We start from the raw sequence: 13,796 nt of genomic DNA, 5'->3' as shown, positions 1-13,796 counted from the left end.
ACGCGAGAACGGGAGCGCAGTATGAAGGTCGCTGTTCTTGGCGCCGGCGCCATCGGCGCGTACGTGGGGGCCGCCCTCCACAGGGCGGGAGTCGAGGTGCACCTCATCGCGAGAGGCGCCCACCTCGAGGCGATTCGCCGCGCCGGTGTGCGGGTGCTCACCCCCAGGGGCGACTTCGTCGCCCATCCCCATGCCACCGACGACCCCACCGAGGTCGGGCCGGTGGACCACGTCTTCCTGGGCCTCAAGGCGAACAGCTACGCCTCCGCGGGCCCCATGATCCGGCCGCTCCTGCACGGGACCACGAGCATCATCGCCGCGCAGAACGGCATCCCGTGGTGGTACTTCCACGGGCTGAAGGGCCCGTACGAGGGCTACCGCATCGAGAGCGTGGACCCGGGCGGAGCGGTGACATCCGCGTTGCCGCTCGACCGCGCGATCGGCTGCGTCGTCTACGCTGCGACTGAGATCGAGGAACCAGGCGTGATCCGCCACCTCGAAGGCACCCGGTTCTCCATCGGCGAGCCCAACGGGGAGCTGACCGAGCGATGCACGTCATTCAGCCGGGCCGCGGTCGAAGGCGGTCTGAAGTGCCCGGTGGAGCGCGACCTCCGCCGGGACGTCTGGATCAAACTCATGGGCAACATCGCCTTCAACCCGATCAGCGCGCTGGCCAGGGCCACGATGGCGGGCATCTGCCGCCACGACGGCGCCAGGGAGCTGGTCGTGGCCATGATGCGGGAGACGGTGGACGTCGCCCGGCGGGTGGGCTGCGACCCGGGCATCTCGATCGAGCGCCGCCTGCGCGGCGCGGAGAAGGCGGGCGAGCACAAGACCTCGACCCTCCAGGACCTGGAGAAGGGCAAGCCGCTGGAGCTCGACGTGCTGCTGGCCGCCGTCGTCGAGCTGGCCGACCTCACCGGCGCCGAGGTGCCGACGCTGAGGGCGATCCACGCGGTGAGCGACCTGCTGAACGAGAACCTTGTTCGTGCGGTCTAGCTCGGAATACCGTAGATTGTATACTGAATGGAGGGATCATGAGCTATGACCGCCTGACCCATCCACTGGTACGCGAGAACGGCGTGCTGCGCAAGGCGTCGTGGGAGGAGGCGCTGGAGGTCGCGGCAGAGGGTTTCCGCCGCAACATAGAACGGCACGGCCCCGACAGCTTCGCGATGCTGTCGTGCGCCCGCTCGACCAACGAGATGAACTACATCGGGCAGAAGTTCACCCGCGTGGTGATCGGCACCAACAACGTGGACTCCTGCAACCGCACGTGCCACGCCCCCAGCGTGGCGGGCCTGTCGGCGGTGTTCGGCAGCGGTGGCGGCACCTCCTCCTACCAGGAGGTGGAGGACACCGACGTGATCGTCATGTGGGGCTCGGCGGCCCGCAACGCCCACCCCATCTTCTTCCAGCACGTGCTCAAGGGCATCCACAACGGCGCCAGGATGTTCGCGGTGGACCCGCGGCGCACCGGCACCGCCCAGTGGGCCGACCTCTGGCTCGGCCTCAACGTCGGCACCGACATCCCCCTCGCCCACGCCGTCGCCCGCGAGATCATCCACGCGGGCCTGCACAACACGGCGTTCATCGAGCGGGCCACGGTCGGCTTCGAGGAGTTCAAGGAGTCGGTCGAACCGTGGACGCTCACGGCGGCCGAGCAGGTGACCGGGGTGCCCGCGGAGGCCATCCGCGAGCTGGCCCACGCCTACGCCCGGGCCGACCGCGCCCAGCTGTGCTGGACGCTCGGCATCACCGAGCACCACAACGCCACCGACAACGTCCGGGCGCTGATCAACCTGGCCCTGCTGACCGGCCACGTCGGCCGCTACGGCTCCGGCCTGTCGCCGCTGCGCGGCCAGAACAACGTGCAGGGCGGCGGCGACATGGGCGCCATCCCCAACCGCCTGCCCGGCTTCCAGGACATCCTCGACCCGAAGATCCGCGAGCGGTTCGAGGGCGCCTGGGGCCGCCCGATCCAGCCCCGCTACGGCCGCAACCTCACGCAGATGCTGGAGGGCATGGCCGAGGGCGAGATCACCACCTGCTACATGATCGGCGAGAACCCGGTGCAGTCGGAGGCCGACTCGCTGGCCTGCATCAAGCGGCTGTCCATGCTCGACCACCTCGTCGTGCAGGACATCTTCCTCACCAAGACCGCGCAGATGGCCGACGTGGTGCTGCCGGCCAGCGCCGCCTGGTGCGAGGCCGACGGCACATTCACCAACAGCGAGCGGCGCGTCCAGCGGGTGCGCAAGGCCCTGGAGCCGCCGGGCGAGGCGCGCGACGACATCTGGATCATGTGCGAGCTGGCCCGCCGCATGGGCCACGACTGGCACTACGACGGCGCCGAGGAGGTCTGGAACGAGCTGCGCTCCCTGTCGCCCCAGCACCACGGCATGACTTACCAGCGGCTGGCCGAGCTGCAGGGCATCCAGTGGCCGTGCCCGTCGGAGGACTCGCTGGAGCCGCCGTACCTGCACGGCAGGCTCTGGGAGAGCGACCCGGTCAAGCGGGGCACGCCGGCGCCGTTCGCGGTGCTGCGGCACTCGCCGCCGGTGGACCTGCTCGACGAGGAGTACCCGCTGCGGCTGACGACCGGGCGGCGGCTCGACTCCTACAACACGGGCGTGCAGTCGTCCGGGTTCCCCTCGCCGCTGCGGCGCGGCGAGACGATCGAGATGTGCCCCGAGGACGCCGAGAAGTACGGCGTGGTCGCCGGCGAGGAGGTGCGGATCAGCTCGCGGCGCGGCTCCGTCGTCGCGCCCGTCTACATCGACCCCGGCCTGCGGCCGGGGCTGGTGTTCATGACGTTCCACTTCCCCGACGAGGTGGACGTCAACTCGCTGACGATCGAGGCCACCTGCCCGATCGCGGGCACGGCCGAGTTCAAGGCCGCCGCCGTACGTGTCGAGAAGCTCGTGAAGGCCGGGTGAACGGATGGACCTGAGATTCCGCGGCGCCCAGCCGTCAGATGAGGAGCGCGCGGCCGTCGACGACCTGCTCGGGCCGCCCGCCACCGCCTGGGAGGGCGGCTCGCGCACCGACACCGACCTGCGCATGGCCGCCCGCGCCGAAGCCGCCCGCGACCTGCTGCTGCCGGCGCTGCACGCGATCAACGACCGGGTCGGATGGATCAGCGAGGGGGCGCTGGAGTACATCTGCCGCCGCCTGACCATCCCGCCGGCCGAGGCGTACGGGGTGGCCACGTTCTACTCGTTGTTCTCCATGGAGCCCAGGCCCAGGCGGGTGCTGCACGTGTGCACCGACCTGGCCTGCCAGGCCAAGGGCGCGCAGGCCGTACGGGACCGGGTCGAGCAGCGCTTCGGGCCGGCCGGCCAGGACTGGCACGAGAGCCCCTGCCTGGGCCTGTGTGAGCGGGCCCCCGCCGCGCTCGCCCTGGAGGCGGGGCAGCCGCACCGGGCGGAGGTGTACGCCCCCGCCACCCCCGACACGATCACCACCATCACCGGCGCGGCACCCGGCACCAACGGGCACGCGCCCAGCGTGAACGTGGCCGGCGAGACCCCCGTCAAGGACGCCGTGCCGCAGGCCGGCCGGCCCGATCTGGTGCTGCTGCGGCGGATCGGCGTCGTCGACCCGGCCAGCCTCGACGACTACCGGGCGGCCGGCGGCTACACCGCGCTGCGCCGCGCGTTCGAGCTCGGCCCCGCCGGGGTGATCCGCGAGGTGCTGGAGTCCGGGCTGGTCGGCAGAGGCGGCGCCGCCTTCCCCACCGGCCGCAAGTGGGAGGCCACCGCCCGCCAGCCGGACCACCCGCACTACCTGGTGTGCAACGCCGACGAGAGCGAGCCGGGCACGTTCAAGGACCGGGTCGTGATGGAGGGCGACCCGTACGCGCTGGTGGAGGCCATGACCATCGCCGCGTACGCCACCGGCTGCGCCAAGGGCTACCTCTACATCAGGGGCGAGTACCCGAGAGCGGTCGCGCGCCTCCAGCACGCGATCGCGACCGCCCGCTCCCGCGGCCTGCTCGGCGACGACATCCTCGGCAAGGGGCTGTCGTTCGACATCGAGCTGCGCAGGGGCGCGGGCGCGTACATCTGCGGCGAGGAGACCGCGATCTTCAACTCCATCGAGGGGCGGCGCGGCGAGCCGCGCAGCAAGCCGCCGTTCCCCGTGGAGAAGGGCCTGTTCGGCAAGCCGACCGTGGTCAACAACGTCGAGACGCTGGTCAACGTGCTGCCCATCCTGGAGCGGGGCGCTCAGGCGTACGCGGCGGCCGAGCCCAAGCTGTTCTGCGTCTCGGGCGCGGTCGAGCGGCCCGGCGTGTACGAGCTGACGTTCGGCACGACGCTGCGCGAGCTCCTCGACATGACCGGCACCACCGGCACGACCAGGGCGGTGCTGCTCGGCGGCGCGGCCGGCGCGTTCGTCACCGACCTCGACATCCCGCTCACCTTCCAAGGCACCAGGGACGCCGGCGCGACGCTCGGCTCCGGCGTGGTGCTCGTCATCGACGACACCGTGGACATGAAGCGCATGCTCCTGCGCATCGCGGAGTTCTTCCGCGACGAGTCCTGCGGCCAGTGCGTGCCCTGCCGGGTGGGCACCGTACGGCAGGAGGAGGCCCTGCACCGCCTCTCGCGCCGGGTCGACGACAGTGACCTGGTGCTGTTGCGCGAGGTCGGGCAGACCATGCGCGACGCCTCCATCTGCGGCCTCGGGCAGACCGCCTGGAACGCCGTCGAATCGGCCATCGACCGTCTGGGAGTGTTCAACAGATGATCCCGCTCCAGCCGCCCCGCCGGCTCATCGACGTCGAGATCGACGGCGAGGCCGTACGGGTGCCGGAGGGCTCGACGATCCTCGACGCCTGCCAGTCGGCGGGCAAGGACGTCCCGACCCTCTGTTACGGCGACACGCTCACCCCGAAGAACGCCTGCCGGGTCTGCGTCGTGGAGGTGGAAGGCGCCAGGACGCTGGCGCCCGCCTGCTCCAGGAAGGCCGAGCAGGGCATGAAGGTCGGCACCGACACCGAGCGGGCCCGCCAGAGCCGCAAGGTCGTGCTGGAGCTGCTCGGCTCCTCGGTCGACCTGTCCACGACGCCGCGCGCGGCCGAGTGGACCGAGGAGTACGGCGCCGACCCCGCCAGGTTCGGCGACGAGGCGGCCACGGTCGAGCAGCCGCCCAAGGTGGACAACGACCTCTACGTGCGCGACTACGCCAAGTGCATCCTGTGCTACAAGTGCGTGGACGCGTGCGGCGAGCAGTGGCAGAACAGCTTCGCCATCTCCGTCGCGGGCCGGGGCTTCGACTCGACGATCTCCACGGAGTTCGACGCGCCGCTGACCGACTCGGCCTGCGTCTACTGCGGCAATTGCGTCGAGGTGTGCCCGACGGGCGCGCTGTCGTTCAAGACCGAGTTCGACATGCGGGCCGAGGGCACCTGGGACGAGTCGAGGCAGACCGAGACCACGACGATCTGCAGTTACTGCGGGGTGGGTTGCAACCTGACCCTGCACGTGCAGGACAACAAGATCGTCAAGGTGACCTCGCCGCACGACAACCCGGTCACGAAGGGCAACCTCTGCGTCAAGGGGCGCTTCGGGTACGGGTATGTCTAGGGTGGCCGCTCATGTCTAGGGTCGCCGTCAAGAAGCGCATCCTCCGGGTGAAGGACGCCGCCAGGATGCGGAAGATCGACTCGCTGGCCGCCGAGGAGCCGCTGGAGATCCGGCTCGACGGCACCCCGCTGACCGTCACCATGCGCACGCCGGGCGACGACTTCGACCTGGCGGCCGGGTTCCTGGTCAGCGAGGGGGCCGTGGGCTCGGCGGAGGAGATCTCCACGATCCGCTACTGCGCGGGCGCGACCGTGGAGGGCCAGAACACCTACAACGTCCTCGACGTGCGGCTCGCGCCCGGCGTCACCGCGCCGGAGCCGCGCAACTTCTACACCACCTCCTCGTGCGGCGTCTGCGGCAAGGCGTCGCTGGAGGCGGTGCGCACGGTGGCGCGCTGGTCCGCCGGGGACGACCCGGTCGAGCTGGCGCAGCCGGTCGTCGCCGGCCTGCCGGACCGGCTGCGCGCCGCCCAGCGGGTCTTCGACCGGACCGGGGGCCTGCACGCGGCCGGCCTGTTCACGGCCGACGGCGAGCCATTGTGCGTGCGCGAGGACGTGGGCCGCCACAACGCCGTGGACAAGCTGCTCGGCTGGGCGCTGCGCAACGGGCGGCTGCCGCTGCGCGGCACCGTGCTCATGGTCTCGGGGCGGGCCTCGTTCGAGCTGGTGCAGAAGGCGGTCATGGGCGGCGTGCCCGTGCTGGCCGCCGTGTCGGCGCCGTCCTCGCTCGCGGTCGAGCTGGCCGAGGAGCAGGGGCTGACGCTCATCGGGTTCCTGCGCGGGAGCTCGATGAACGTCTACACGGGCGAGCAGCGGCTGGTGGAACACCGGCTGACCGAGCAGCGGCCGGGCGAGCGGGGGCCGGACGAGGAACGGCCGGGCGAGGAACGGCCGGGCGAGGAACGGCCGGACGAGGAACGGCCGGGCGAGGAACGGCCGGGCGAGGAACGGCCGGGCGAGGAACGGCCGGGCGAGGAACGGCCGGGCGAGGAACGGCCGGGCGAGGAACGGCCGGGCGAGGAACGGCCGGGCGAGGAACGGCCGGGCGAGCACGGGCTGGGCACCGAACGGCTGGGCCCCACAGGCGTCACCTCGGGCGCCGGCAACGGCTCTGCCGGCGCACGATCACCGGGGTGATGAACGGGATGCCGTACGGCGCGCCTGGCCCCCAGCCGCCGTCCGGCATCCCTCTCCCCCTTGGCCGGATTTTGACAACCATTTTCATTCCGGCGCATACTGATTTCCATGATGTCAGGATTTTCCCGGTCGAGGGCTGTCGGCCTGCTGGCCGCAGCCGCCCTGCTCACCGCCACCGCCGCCTGCGGCTCCGGCTCCGCCGAGACCGCCGCCACCTCCTCCTCCGCCGATGGCGGGAAGGCCGAAGTGGTCGCGGCGTTCTACCCGCTGCAGTGGCTGACCGAGCAGGTCGGGGGATCCGACGCGAGCGTGACCGGCCTGACCGCCCCCGGCGTCGAGCCGCACGACCTGGAGCTGAGCATCCAGCAGGTCACCGAGCTCAAGGACGCCGCGCTCACCGTCTACATCAAGGGCATCCAGCCGGCCGTGGACGACGCCGTCGAGCCGGACACCAGCTTCGACGCCGCCATCGCCGTCACCACGATCCCCGCCGGCGAGCACACGGAGGAGGAGGGGGCGGAGGAAGGCGCGGAGGAGGAGCACGGCCACGAGGAGCTGTCGTACGACCCGCACCTCTGGCTCGACCCCGCCCGCCTGGCCACCGTCGCCACCAAGCTCGGCGAGCGCCTGGCCGCCGCCGACCCCGCGCACGCCCAGGGCTACAAGGACCGCGCCGCGAAGACCGCCGCCACGCTCGGGACCCTCGACCAGGAGTTCACCAAGGGCCTGACCACCTGCAAGACCCGGACGCTGGTCACCGCGCACGAGGCGTTCGGCTACCTGGCGGACCGGTACAAGCTCAAGCAGGTCGGCATCACGCTCGACCCCGAGACCGAGCCGTCGCCCACCCGCCTGTCGGAGGTCGCCAAGCTGGCCAAGGCCGAGGGCGTCACCACGATCTTCACGGAGTCCCTCGTCAGCCCGAAGGTGGCCGAGGTGCTGGCCGCCCAGGTCGGGGCCAAGACGGCGGTGCTCGACCCGCTGGAGAGCAAGCCCTCCGGGGATTACCTCTCCGCCATGCGCGATAACCTCAAAACCCTACAAACAGCACTGGGGTGTACGGCATGAGCGAAACGGCCTTCGCGATGACCGACGGCCGGGTCTCCTTCGATGGCAAGCCCGTCCTTCGGGGAATCGACCTGACCGTGTGTCCCGGGGAGGTCGTCGCCCTGCTGGGCGCCAACGGCTCCGGCAAATCCACGCTCGTCCGCACGCTGCTCGGCCTCACGCCGCTGACCGGCGGCCGGACCCTCGTGTACGGCACCCCGCCGGCCAGGTTCCGCGACTGGTGGCGCATCGGCTACGTGCCCCAGCGGCTCCAGGTCGGCGGCGGCGTGCCCGCCACCGTCCGCGAGGTCGTCGCCTCGGGCCGCATCGCCCGGCAGAGCCGCCTGCGCCGGACCAGCGCCGCCGACAAGGCCGCCGTCGCCAGCGCCCTGGAGGCCGTCCGGCTGGCCGATCGGGCCGGTGACCCCGTGCAGTCGCTGTCAGGGGGGCAGCAGCAGCGGGTGCTCATCGCCCGGGCGCTGGCCGGGGAGCCCGACACGTACGTGATGGACGAGCCCACCGCCGGCGTGGACGCCGAGACGCAGCAGCTGCTCGCCGACACGCTGGCCGGGCTCGTCGAGGCCGGCAAGACCGTGGTGCTGGTCGCGCACGAGCTGGGCCCGCTGGAGCCGATCATCACGCGCGGCGTGGTGATCCGCGAGGGCCGCATCGCCCACGACGGCCGGCCGCCCCGCCCGGAGGGCGACTGCGCCAGGCCGGGGCACGAGCACCAGCACCCGCACGCGGAAGAGCCCGTCGGGGGGCCGCTCACCGGATGGCAGGGGGAACCACGGTGAGGCAGGCGGGACGAGCGGCGAGGCAGGCGGCACAACCGGCGAGGCAGGCGAAACCACCGGTCCGGCAGGGGGAACCAGCGGTCCGGCAGGGGGAACGACCGGTGCGACAGGGGGAACCACCGGTCCGACACGGGGATCGACCGGTGCGACAGGGGGAACCAAAGTGATCTTCGAACTGCTCCAGGAGCAGCTCTTCCAGCTCGCGCTCGTCGCGGCCCTGCTGGTGGGGCTCTGCGCGCCCGCCGTCGGCACGTTCATCGTGCAGCGGCGGCTGTCGCTGCTCGGCGACGGCATCGGCCACGTGGCGCTGACCGGCGTCGCGCTCGGCTTCCTCACCGGCACGGCGCCCGTCCTGACCGCCGTCATCGTCTCCATCGCCGGCGCCGTCGCCATCGAGCTGGTCAGGGCGCGCGGCCGCACCAGCGGCGACGTCGCGCTCGCGCTGCTGTTCTACGGCGGCATCGCCGGCGGCGTCATGCTCATGGGCATCGCACCCGGCGGCAGCACCGCCAAGCTGAACTCCTACCTGTTCGGCGCCATCGCCAGCGTCACCGTCGAGGACATCTGGATCATCGGCGCGCTGGCCGCCGCCGTGATCGCCGTCGTGCTCATCTTCGGCAGGGAGCTGTTCGTGCTCTGCCAGGACGAGGAGATGGCCAAGGCCAGCGGCCTGCCCGTCCGCTTCCTCAGCCTGCTCATCGCCGTCACCGCCGCCCTCACCGTCGTCATCGCCATGCGGGTCGTCGGCCTGCTGCTCGTCAGCGCGCTCATGGTCATCCCCGTGGCCACCAGCCAGCAGCTCACCCGCGGATTCCGCACCACGATGGGGCTGGCCATGCTGTTCGGCGTGCTCGCCTCCGTGGGCGGGCTGCTCGCCTCCACCTACTCCGCCAAGGTCCCGCCGGGCGCCGCGATCGTGCTTCTTGCCCTCGCCGGCTTCGTCCTGGCCCTCGGTGTCGGTAAATTCGTACGGCGAGGCCGTACCCAGGAGTCGACATTGAGCGAGCGACCACAGCTGCGCGTCGAGGAGATCGCATGACGACAAGGCGCGATGCCGTGCACGACACCCTCCGCCAGAGCGAGGGTTTCCGTAGCGCGCAGGACGTCTATGCCGAGATGCGCCTGCACGGGGCGAAGATCGGGCTGACCACCGTCTACCGGGCGTTGCAGGCCCTGGCCGACAAGGGCCAGGTCGACGTGCTGCGCACCGACGACGGCGAGTCCGTCTACCGCGCCTGCGCGACCGACACCCACCACCACCATCTGGTGTGCCGCAAGTGCGGCCGCACCGTGGAGGTCGCGGGGCCGGCCGTCGAGCGGTGGGCGGAGGCGGTGGGCAGCGAGCACGGCTTCACCGAGATCACCCACACCGTCGAGGTCTTCGGCACCTGCTCCTCCTGCTCGACGACCCCGGCGCGGTCGAGCTGACCTGACGCTCAGCCCGGACGAGCCGAGGCTCACGCTCGGGCCTAAGCGGGCTGAGCTCACGCTTGGCCCGAACGGGCTGGGCTCACGCGGCCGTCGTCCGAGGGGACCTTCTCGGCGGAGGCCCGGGCGGGGGGCCTCCGGGACCCGTACAACACCCCCACCACGACCACCGCGCACCCGGCGAGCTGCAGCACCGACGGCCGCTCGCCGAGCACCAGGGTCGAGATCGCCACCGTGGACATCGGCTGCACCAGCAGCAGCAGCGCCGTGAGCGCGGCGGGCTGGCGCGGCAGCGAGTACGTGATCAGCGACCACCCCACCACCTGCGGCCCCAGCGCGAGCAGCACCAGCCACCCGTGCGCCGGCCAGCTCGGCATCAGGTCCGCGCCCCCGAAGACCGGGCTGAGCGCGGCGATGGCCACCGTGGCCACCACCGTCGCGTGCGCGAGCGGCCCCGCCGCCCGGTCGGACCCGCCCTTGAGCAGCAGCAGGTACGCCGCGTACGACAGCGACGTCGCGATCCCGGCCGCCACCCCCAGCATCGGATCGCTCCCGTAGGCGGCGCTGTCGAACACCCCGGAGATCAGCACGACCCCCGCGAACACGACCGGCGTCCCCACCATCAGCCGCGTGGACGGCCGCTCCCCGAACAGCGCCCACGCGGCGAACGCCACGATGAACACCTGGAGGTTCCCCAGCACGGTCGCCAGCCCCGCGCCGACGTACGCGATCGCGTGGTGCCAGAACAGCAGGTCCAGCGCGAACACCACGCCCGCCGCCCACGACATCAGCACCGCCCTGCGCGGCAGCGGCCCGAACCTGCGCCGCTCCAGCCAGGCCAGCACCAGCATGGGCGGCACCGCGTACGCGCACCGGAACAACGCCGAGGTCGCCGGCGATACACCTGACAACCGCACGAGAGGGGCGGAGGTGGAGATGATGAGCGCGCCGACGATCGCGATCAGCACGATACGGCGATGTGCACTCATGGAAACCCCCGGAACCCCGAACAGGAGATACGCTGCGACCACGCTAGAAGCCAGCCCGGACAGGAGTCAACATGCCGTTTGGCCATGACATGGTGCATTCTCTGGCCACCGTTGTCGAACTGGTCAACACCTCGCCGTCCACCGGCGGCGAAGAGGGCCTGTCCGGCCTGGCCGAGCTGCAGGCGTTCGTGGAATCCCGCAAGATCAGCGGCGTCAGCACGCTCACGGCCCGCGACCTCGGCCAGGTCCGCATGGTCCGCGAGGCCTTCCACCGCGTCTTCACCGCCCCCGACCAGCCCACCGCCGTCCGCACCCTCAACGCGCTCCTGGCCGAGACCCGCATCACCCCGCGCCTCACCGAGCACGACGGCCACCCGCTGCACGTCCACTACTTCGCCGCCGACGCCACCCTCGCCGAGCACGTGGCCGCCGACTGCGGCGTCGCCCTCGCCCATCTCCTCGTGGAAGGCGAGGCCGAACGCCTGCGCACCTGCTCGGCCCCCGACTGCGACCGCGTCTTCGTCGACGAGTCCCGCAACCGCTCCCGCGTCTACTGCGACAGCCGCACGTGCGGCAACCGCATGCACGTAGCCGCCTACCGCGCCCGCCGCCGCGCCTGACCCCCAGAGCCTCGTAGGGGTGCCCGGGAAACTGCTCGGCCCTCCCCCAAAGGCGTGCTTCGCACGACGAGAGCTCGGACAGCGCCCTGTGGGGGCACGCCCCCGCACCCCCAGCGGTGGCCTGCCGGCCCCCGCACCCCCGGACGCGATCCCATCGAGAAGACGCCGGCCATCCCCGAGCAGCCGCACCCTTCCGGGGATATACCGACAAGCCACGCCCTGGGATCTCCGCACACGTCTGCCCTCAGGGTCGTGGACGACCCGTCCCCGTAACTGTCGGGCCTGATCAGTAGCGTGGCCGCATGGGTGTGGACGGGCCCGACCGGGTCATGTTGCGGGCGGCTCTGCTGGATGCCCGCAGGGCGGAAGCCGAGTTCGACGGCGCGTGCGCGTGGCTGGAGGCGGCCATGAAGGGGCCGATGGATCCGCTCGGGGCCGAGGTGTGGGTGTTGGACGAGAGCTTCCGGGAGGTGTTGCTGGTGCGGCACCCTTGGCGGGGCTGGGTGCCGCCGGGCGGGCGGGTGGAGCCTGGGGAGAGCCCGCGGGAGGCCGCTCGCCGCGAGCTGTACGAGGAGACGGGGGTCCGCGTCGAGCTGCTGGACGTTCCGGCGGCGGTGGCGGTGCGGTCCTACGGTCCGGAGCTGGGTCTCACGCTCGGCCTGTCCTACGGGGCCGTCGTGCGCCGGTCGGTGCCGTTGGTGGAGGAGTGCGGGCAGCCGGTGGCCTGGGTGCCTCTCTCGCACGACTGGGAGGGGATGTTTCTGGAGGATCGTGCGCGCATCCGCGAGTACGCGAGGCGGAGGGCGGGAGCGTGACGGGGATCAGTCCAGGTTCACCACGAGCCGCGAGTCCACGCCGTTCCCGTGCACGGGGTCACTGCCTCTGATGTGCACGGCGTGTTCCGTGACGCGCGCCCGGTACAGCCGTAGCGGCGACGGTGCGCGTAACTCCTCGGCGGGGAACACCTTCTGCTCGGGGAACCGGGCCCGGCAGGCGGTCTCCGCATGGCGGTCGAGCTCGTCGTCGGGCACCTGGGCGGCCGTGGCCCGCAGGTAGACGGCCTGGGCGCCGCCCCCTACCGGCACGGTGGAGTCGAAGATCACCATGCTGACCTCGGGGCGTTCGGCGAGGTTGCGTGAGTGGTGCGAGTCCGGTGAGGAGATCCAGTACAGGGTGTCGTAGCCGTCGGGGGCGAAGTAGACGGGGGACACGCGCGGACGTCCGTCCGGGTCCACGGTGCCCAGGACCATGTACCTGTTGGTGTCGATGATGTTCCTGGCCATGTCGGCAAGCGTCACAGGACCTCCCGCGTCTCTCCGGGCTCATCCTCCCCTGCGGGCCGATCGGGTGCCAAGACCCCGGCGCCCTATGCCGCGCGGACCGGCGATTCGGGTGCTAGATCAACTTCTTAGAAAATATGTGCGATTTCATGCCGGACTTTACGGCTGGGACTCGGGCGACTTTCTCTCGCGGGGACACCTATCGGGTACGTCACATTCCGTGGTTATTCGCAGTGATGTCGCCGCACATTCGGGGCGGGGCGGACTGAATTGCGCAACAGCTATCAGCGCTCCGTAACGTGCGGGAGCGCGGACGCGACGGACCCACGGGGGACCGCGCGCAGGCCGCACCCCCTACGGCCGCAGGGCCGAGAATCAGAAGAATACTCACATCCGGGCCGTGACTTGTTAATGCCTTCTGGAAAGACTTCGTATTCATCCCTGACGTCGGCGGCTACGATAGGCCCATGAAACGCTATTTTCGACACGAGGCTGAATCCGATTTGGGCGAGGGAATCGCATACCTCGAGTTCGACGGGCAGTGGGTGAGCCGCCAGTTGGAGATTTACGAAGACGGCGTTTTCAGGGGCACCGCGAGCGATTCTCCCGACATGATGACCGATCAGCCGCTCGAAGAGCTGGGGCTCACGGAGGAGCACGAGATCAGCGCGGAGGAGTTCAACGAGGCGTGGCATCAGCATCTGACCTGACGTGACGGCCTCAGGTCGTGGCTCGTCAGGCGCCACGACGGGCCGCCGCCTACCGCGCATCCATCCGCGACACATCCGTCCGCGACGCATCCACCTGCGGCTTGCCGCATGACCCGCCCGGACGGTCTGTCGCACGATCTGCCCCCACAGCCTGCCGCATGACCTGCAAGACAAGGCGGCGGCAGGCTGGAGACAGAG

General features: G+C 71.2%; 13 protein-coding genes and 1 pseudogene. 12 read left to right on the top strand and 2 right to left on the bottom strand.

The window, feature by feature from the left end; translation table 11 throughout:
• The first annotated feature begins 21 nt into the window (after positions 1 to 21).
• The 9 genes and pseudogenes from HCN51_RS11110 to HCN51_RS11070 all read left to right on the top strand — a co-directional run bounded on the left by HCN51_RS11110 (position 22) and on the right by HCN51_RS11070 (position 9,999).
• Positions 22 to 999, top strand: a complete 978-nt coding sequence (locus HCN51_RS11110; RefSeq protein WP_080041869.1) for a 2-dehydropantoate 2-reductase — start codon at positions 22 to 24, stop codon at positions 997 to 999.
• A gap of 38 nt (positions 1,000 to 1,037) precedes the next feature.
• Positions 1,038 to 2,939, top strand: a complete 1,902-nt coding sequence (locus HCN51_RS11105; RefSeq protein ID WP_168009364.1) for a molybdopterin oxidoreductase family protein — start codon at positions 1,038 to 1,040, stop codon at positions 2,937 to 2,939.
• Positions 2,940 to 2,943: 4 nt separating this feature from the next.
• The gene (locus tag HCN51_RS11100; protein WP_168009362.1) at positions 2,944 to 4,752 is read left to right on the top strand and encodes an NAD(P)H-dependent oxidoreductase subunit E; all 1,809 of its coding nucleotides are present in this window, start codon (positions 2,944 to 2,946) and stop codon (positions 4,750 to 4,752) included.
• A complete protein-coding gene (locus tag HCN51_RS11095) occupies positions 4,749 to 5,591 on the top strand; it encodes a 2Fe-2S iron-sulfur cluster-binding protein (RefSeq protein ID WP_168009360.1) in 843 nt (280 codons plus the stop codon). Before HCN51_RS11100 ends, HCN51_RS11095 begins: the two co-directional genes overlap by 4 nt.
• Before the next feature lie 11 nt (positions 5,592 to 5,602).
• Positions 5,603 to 6,412: pseudogene (fdhD, locus tag HCN51_RS11090) on the top strand (formate dehydrogenase accessory sulfurtransferase FdhD); the annotation flags it as partial.
• A 423-nt stretch (positions 6,413 to 6,835) separates the two neighbouring features.
• On the top strand, positions 6,836 to 7,795 hold the full coding sequence (locus HCN51_RS11085; RefSeq protein ID WP_168009358.1) for a metal ABC transporter substrate-binding protein: 960 nt from the start codon (positions 6,836 to 6,838) through the stop codon (positions 7,793 to 7,795).
• Positions 7,792 to 8,571: a metal ABC transporter ATP-binding protein gene (locus HCN51_RS11080; protein ID WP_080047119.1), complete on the top strand. Its 780-nt coding sequence runs from the start codon at positions 7,792 to 7,794 to the stop codon at positions 8,569 to 8,571. The genes HCN51_RS11085 and HCN51_RS11080 overlap by 4 nt, the downstream gene beginning before the upstream one ends.
• A 166-nt stretch (positions 8,572 to 8,737) precedes the next feature.
• Positions 8,738 to 9,610 (top strand): metal ABC transporter permease, encoded by an 873-nt coding sequence (locus HCN51_RS11075; RefSeq protein ID WP_080047120.1) that lies wholly within the window; start codon positions 8,738 to 8,740, stop codon positions 9,608 to 9,610.
• Entirely contained in the window at positions 9,607 to 9,999 is a 393-nt protein-coding gene (locus tag HCN51_RS11070) for a Fur family transcriptional regulator (protein WP_168009356.1), read from the top strand. The genes HCN51_RS11075 and HCN51_RS11070 overlap by 4 nt, the downstream gene beginning before the upstream one ends.
• Before the next feature lie 56 nt (positions 10,000 to 10,055).
• Here the strand turns inward: HCN51_RS11070 and HCN51_RS11065 are convergent, their stop codons facing one another.
• Positions 10,056 to 10,988 (bottom strand): DMT family transporter, encoded by a 933-nt coding sequence (locus HCN51_RS11065; protein ID WP_168009354.1) that lies wholly within the window; start codon positions 10,986 to 10,988, stop codon positions 10,056 to 10,058.
• A 71-nt stretch (positions 10,989 to 11,059) separates the two neighbouring features.
• Here HCN51_RS11065 and HCN51_RS11060 point away from each other — a divergent pair, with 71 nt between their 5' ends.
• Positions 11,060 to 11,608 carry a CGNR zinc finger domain-containing protein gene (locus HCN51_RS11060; protein WP_080041877.1) on the top strand — a complete coding sequence of 183 codons (549 nt, stop codon included), beginning with the start codon at positions 11,060 to 11,062 and terminating at the stop codon, positions 11,606 to 11,608.
• A gap of 302 nt (positions 11,609 to 11,910) precedes the next feature.
• On the top strand, positions 11,911 to 12,423 hold the full coding sequence (locus HCN51_RS11055) for an NUDIX domain-containing protein (RefSeq protein WP_206066842.1): 513 nt from the start codon (positions 11,911 to 11,913) through the stop codon (positions 12,421 to 12,423).
• Positions 12,424 to 12,429: 6 nt separating this feature from the next.
• Here the strand turns inward: HCN51_RS11055 and HCN51_RS11050 are convergent, their stop codons facing one another.
• A complete protein-coding gene (locus tag HCN51_RS11050; protein WP_168009352.1) occupies positions 12,430 to 12,906 on the bottom strand; it encodes a pyridoxamine 5'-phosphate oxidase family protein in 477 nt (158 codons plus the stop codon).
• A gap of 449 nt (positions 12,907 to 13,355) precedes the next feature.
• Between HCN51_RS11050 and HCN51_RS11045 the strand changes: the two genes are divergently transcribed.
• Entirely contained in the window at positions 13,356 to 13,598 is a 243-nt protein-coding gene (locus tag HCN51_RS11045; RefSeq protein ID WP_168009350.1) for a hypothetical protein, read from the top strand.
• The last annotated feature ends 198 nt before the right edge of the window (positions 13,599 to 13,796 follow it).

It is taken from the genome of Nonomuraea composti, from assembly GCF_012034275.1.
GTDB lineage: Bacteria > Actinomycetota > Actinomycetes > Streptosporangiales > Streptosporangiaceae > Nonomuraea > Nonomuraea composti.
This window is presented reverse-complemented; position numbering and strand designations above follow the sequence as displayed.

Bases quoted from the DNA above. Each gene is read 5' to 3' on its own strand.
- HCN51_RS11110 (WP_080041869.1), top strand. From the start codon at position 22: ATGAAGGTCGCTGTTCTTGGCGCCGGCGCCATCGGCGCGTACGTGGGG.
- HCN51_RS11105 (WP_168009364.1), top strand. From the start codon at position 1,038: ATGAGCTATGACCGCCTGACCCATCCACTGGTACGCGAGAACGGCGTG.
- HCN51_RS11100 (WP_168009362.1), top strand. From the start codon at position 2,944: ATGGACCTGAGATTCCGCGGCGCCCAGCCGTCAGATGAGGAGCGCGCG.
- HCN51_RS11095 (WP_168009360.1), top strand. From the start codon at position 4,749: ATGATCCCGCTCCAGCCGCCCCGCCGGCTCATCGACGTCGAGATCGAC.
- HCN51_RS11085 (WP_168009358.1), top strand. From the start codon at position 6,836: ATGATGTCAGGATTTTCCCGGTCGAGGGCTGTCGGCCTGCTGGCCGCA.
- HCN51_RS11080 (WP_080047119.1), top strand. From the start codon at position 7,792: ATGAGCGAAACGGCCTTCGCGATGACCGACGGCCGGGTCTCCTTCGAT.
- HCN51_RS11070 (WP_168009356.1), top strand. From the start codon at position 9,607: ATGACGACAAGGCGCGATGCCGTGCACGACACCCTCCGCCAGAGCGAG.
- HCN51_RS11065 (WP_168009354.1), bottom strand. From the start codon at position 10,988: ATGAGTGCACATCGCCGTATCGTGCTGATCGCGATCGTCGGCGCGCTC.
- HCN51_RS11060 (WP_080041877.1), top strand. From the start codon at position 11,060: ATGCCGTTTGGCCATGACATGGTGCATTCTCTGGCCACCGTTGTCGAA.
- HCN51_RS11055 (WP_206066842.1), top strand. From the start codon at position 11,911: ATGGGTGTGGACGGGCCCGACCGGGTCATGTTGCGGGCGGCTCTGCTG.
- HCN51_RS11045 (WP_168009350.1), top strand. From the start codon at position 13,356: ATGAAACGCTATTTTCGACACGAGGCTGAATCCGATTTGGGCGAGGGA.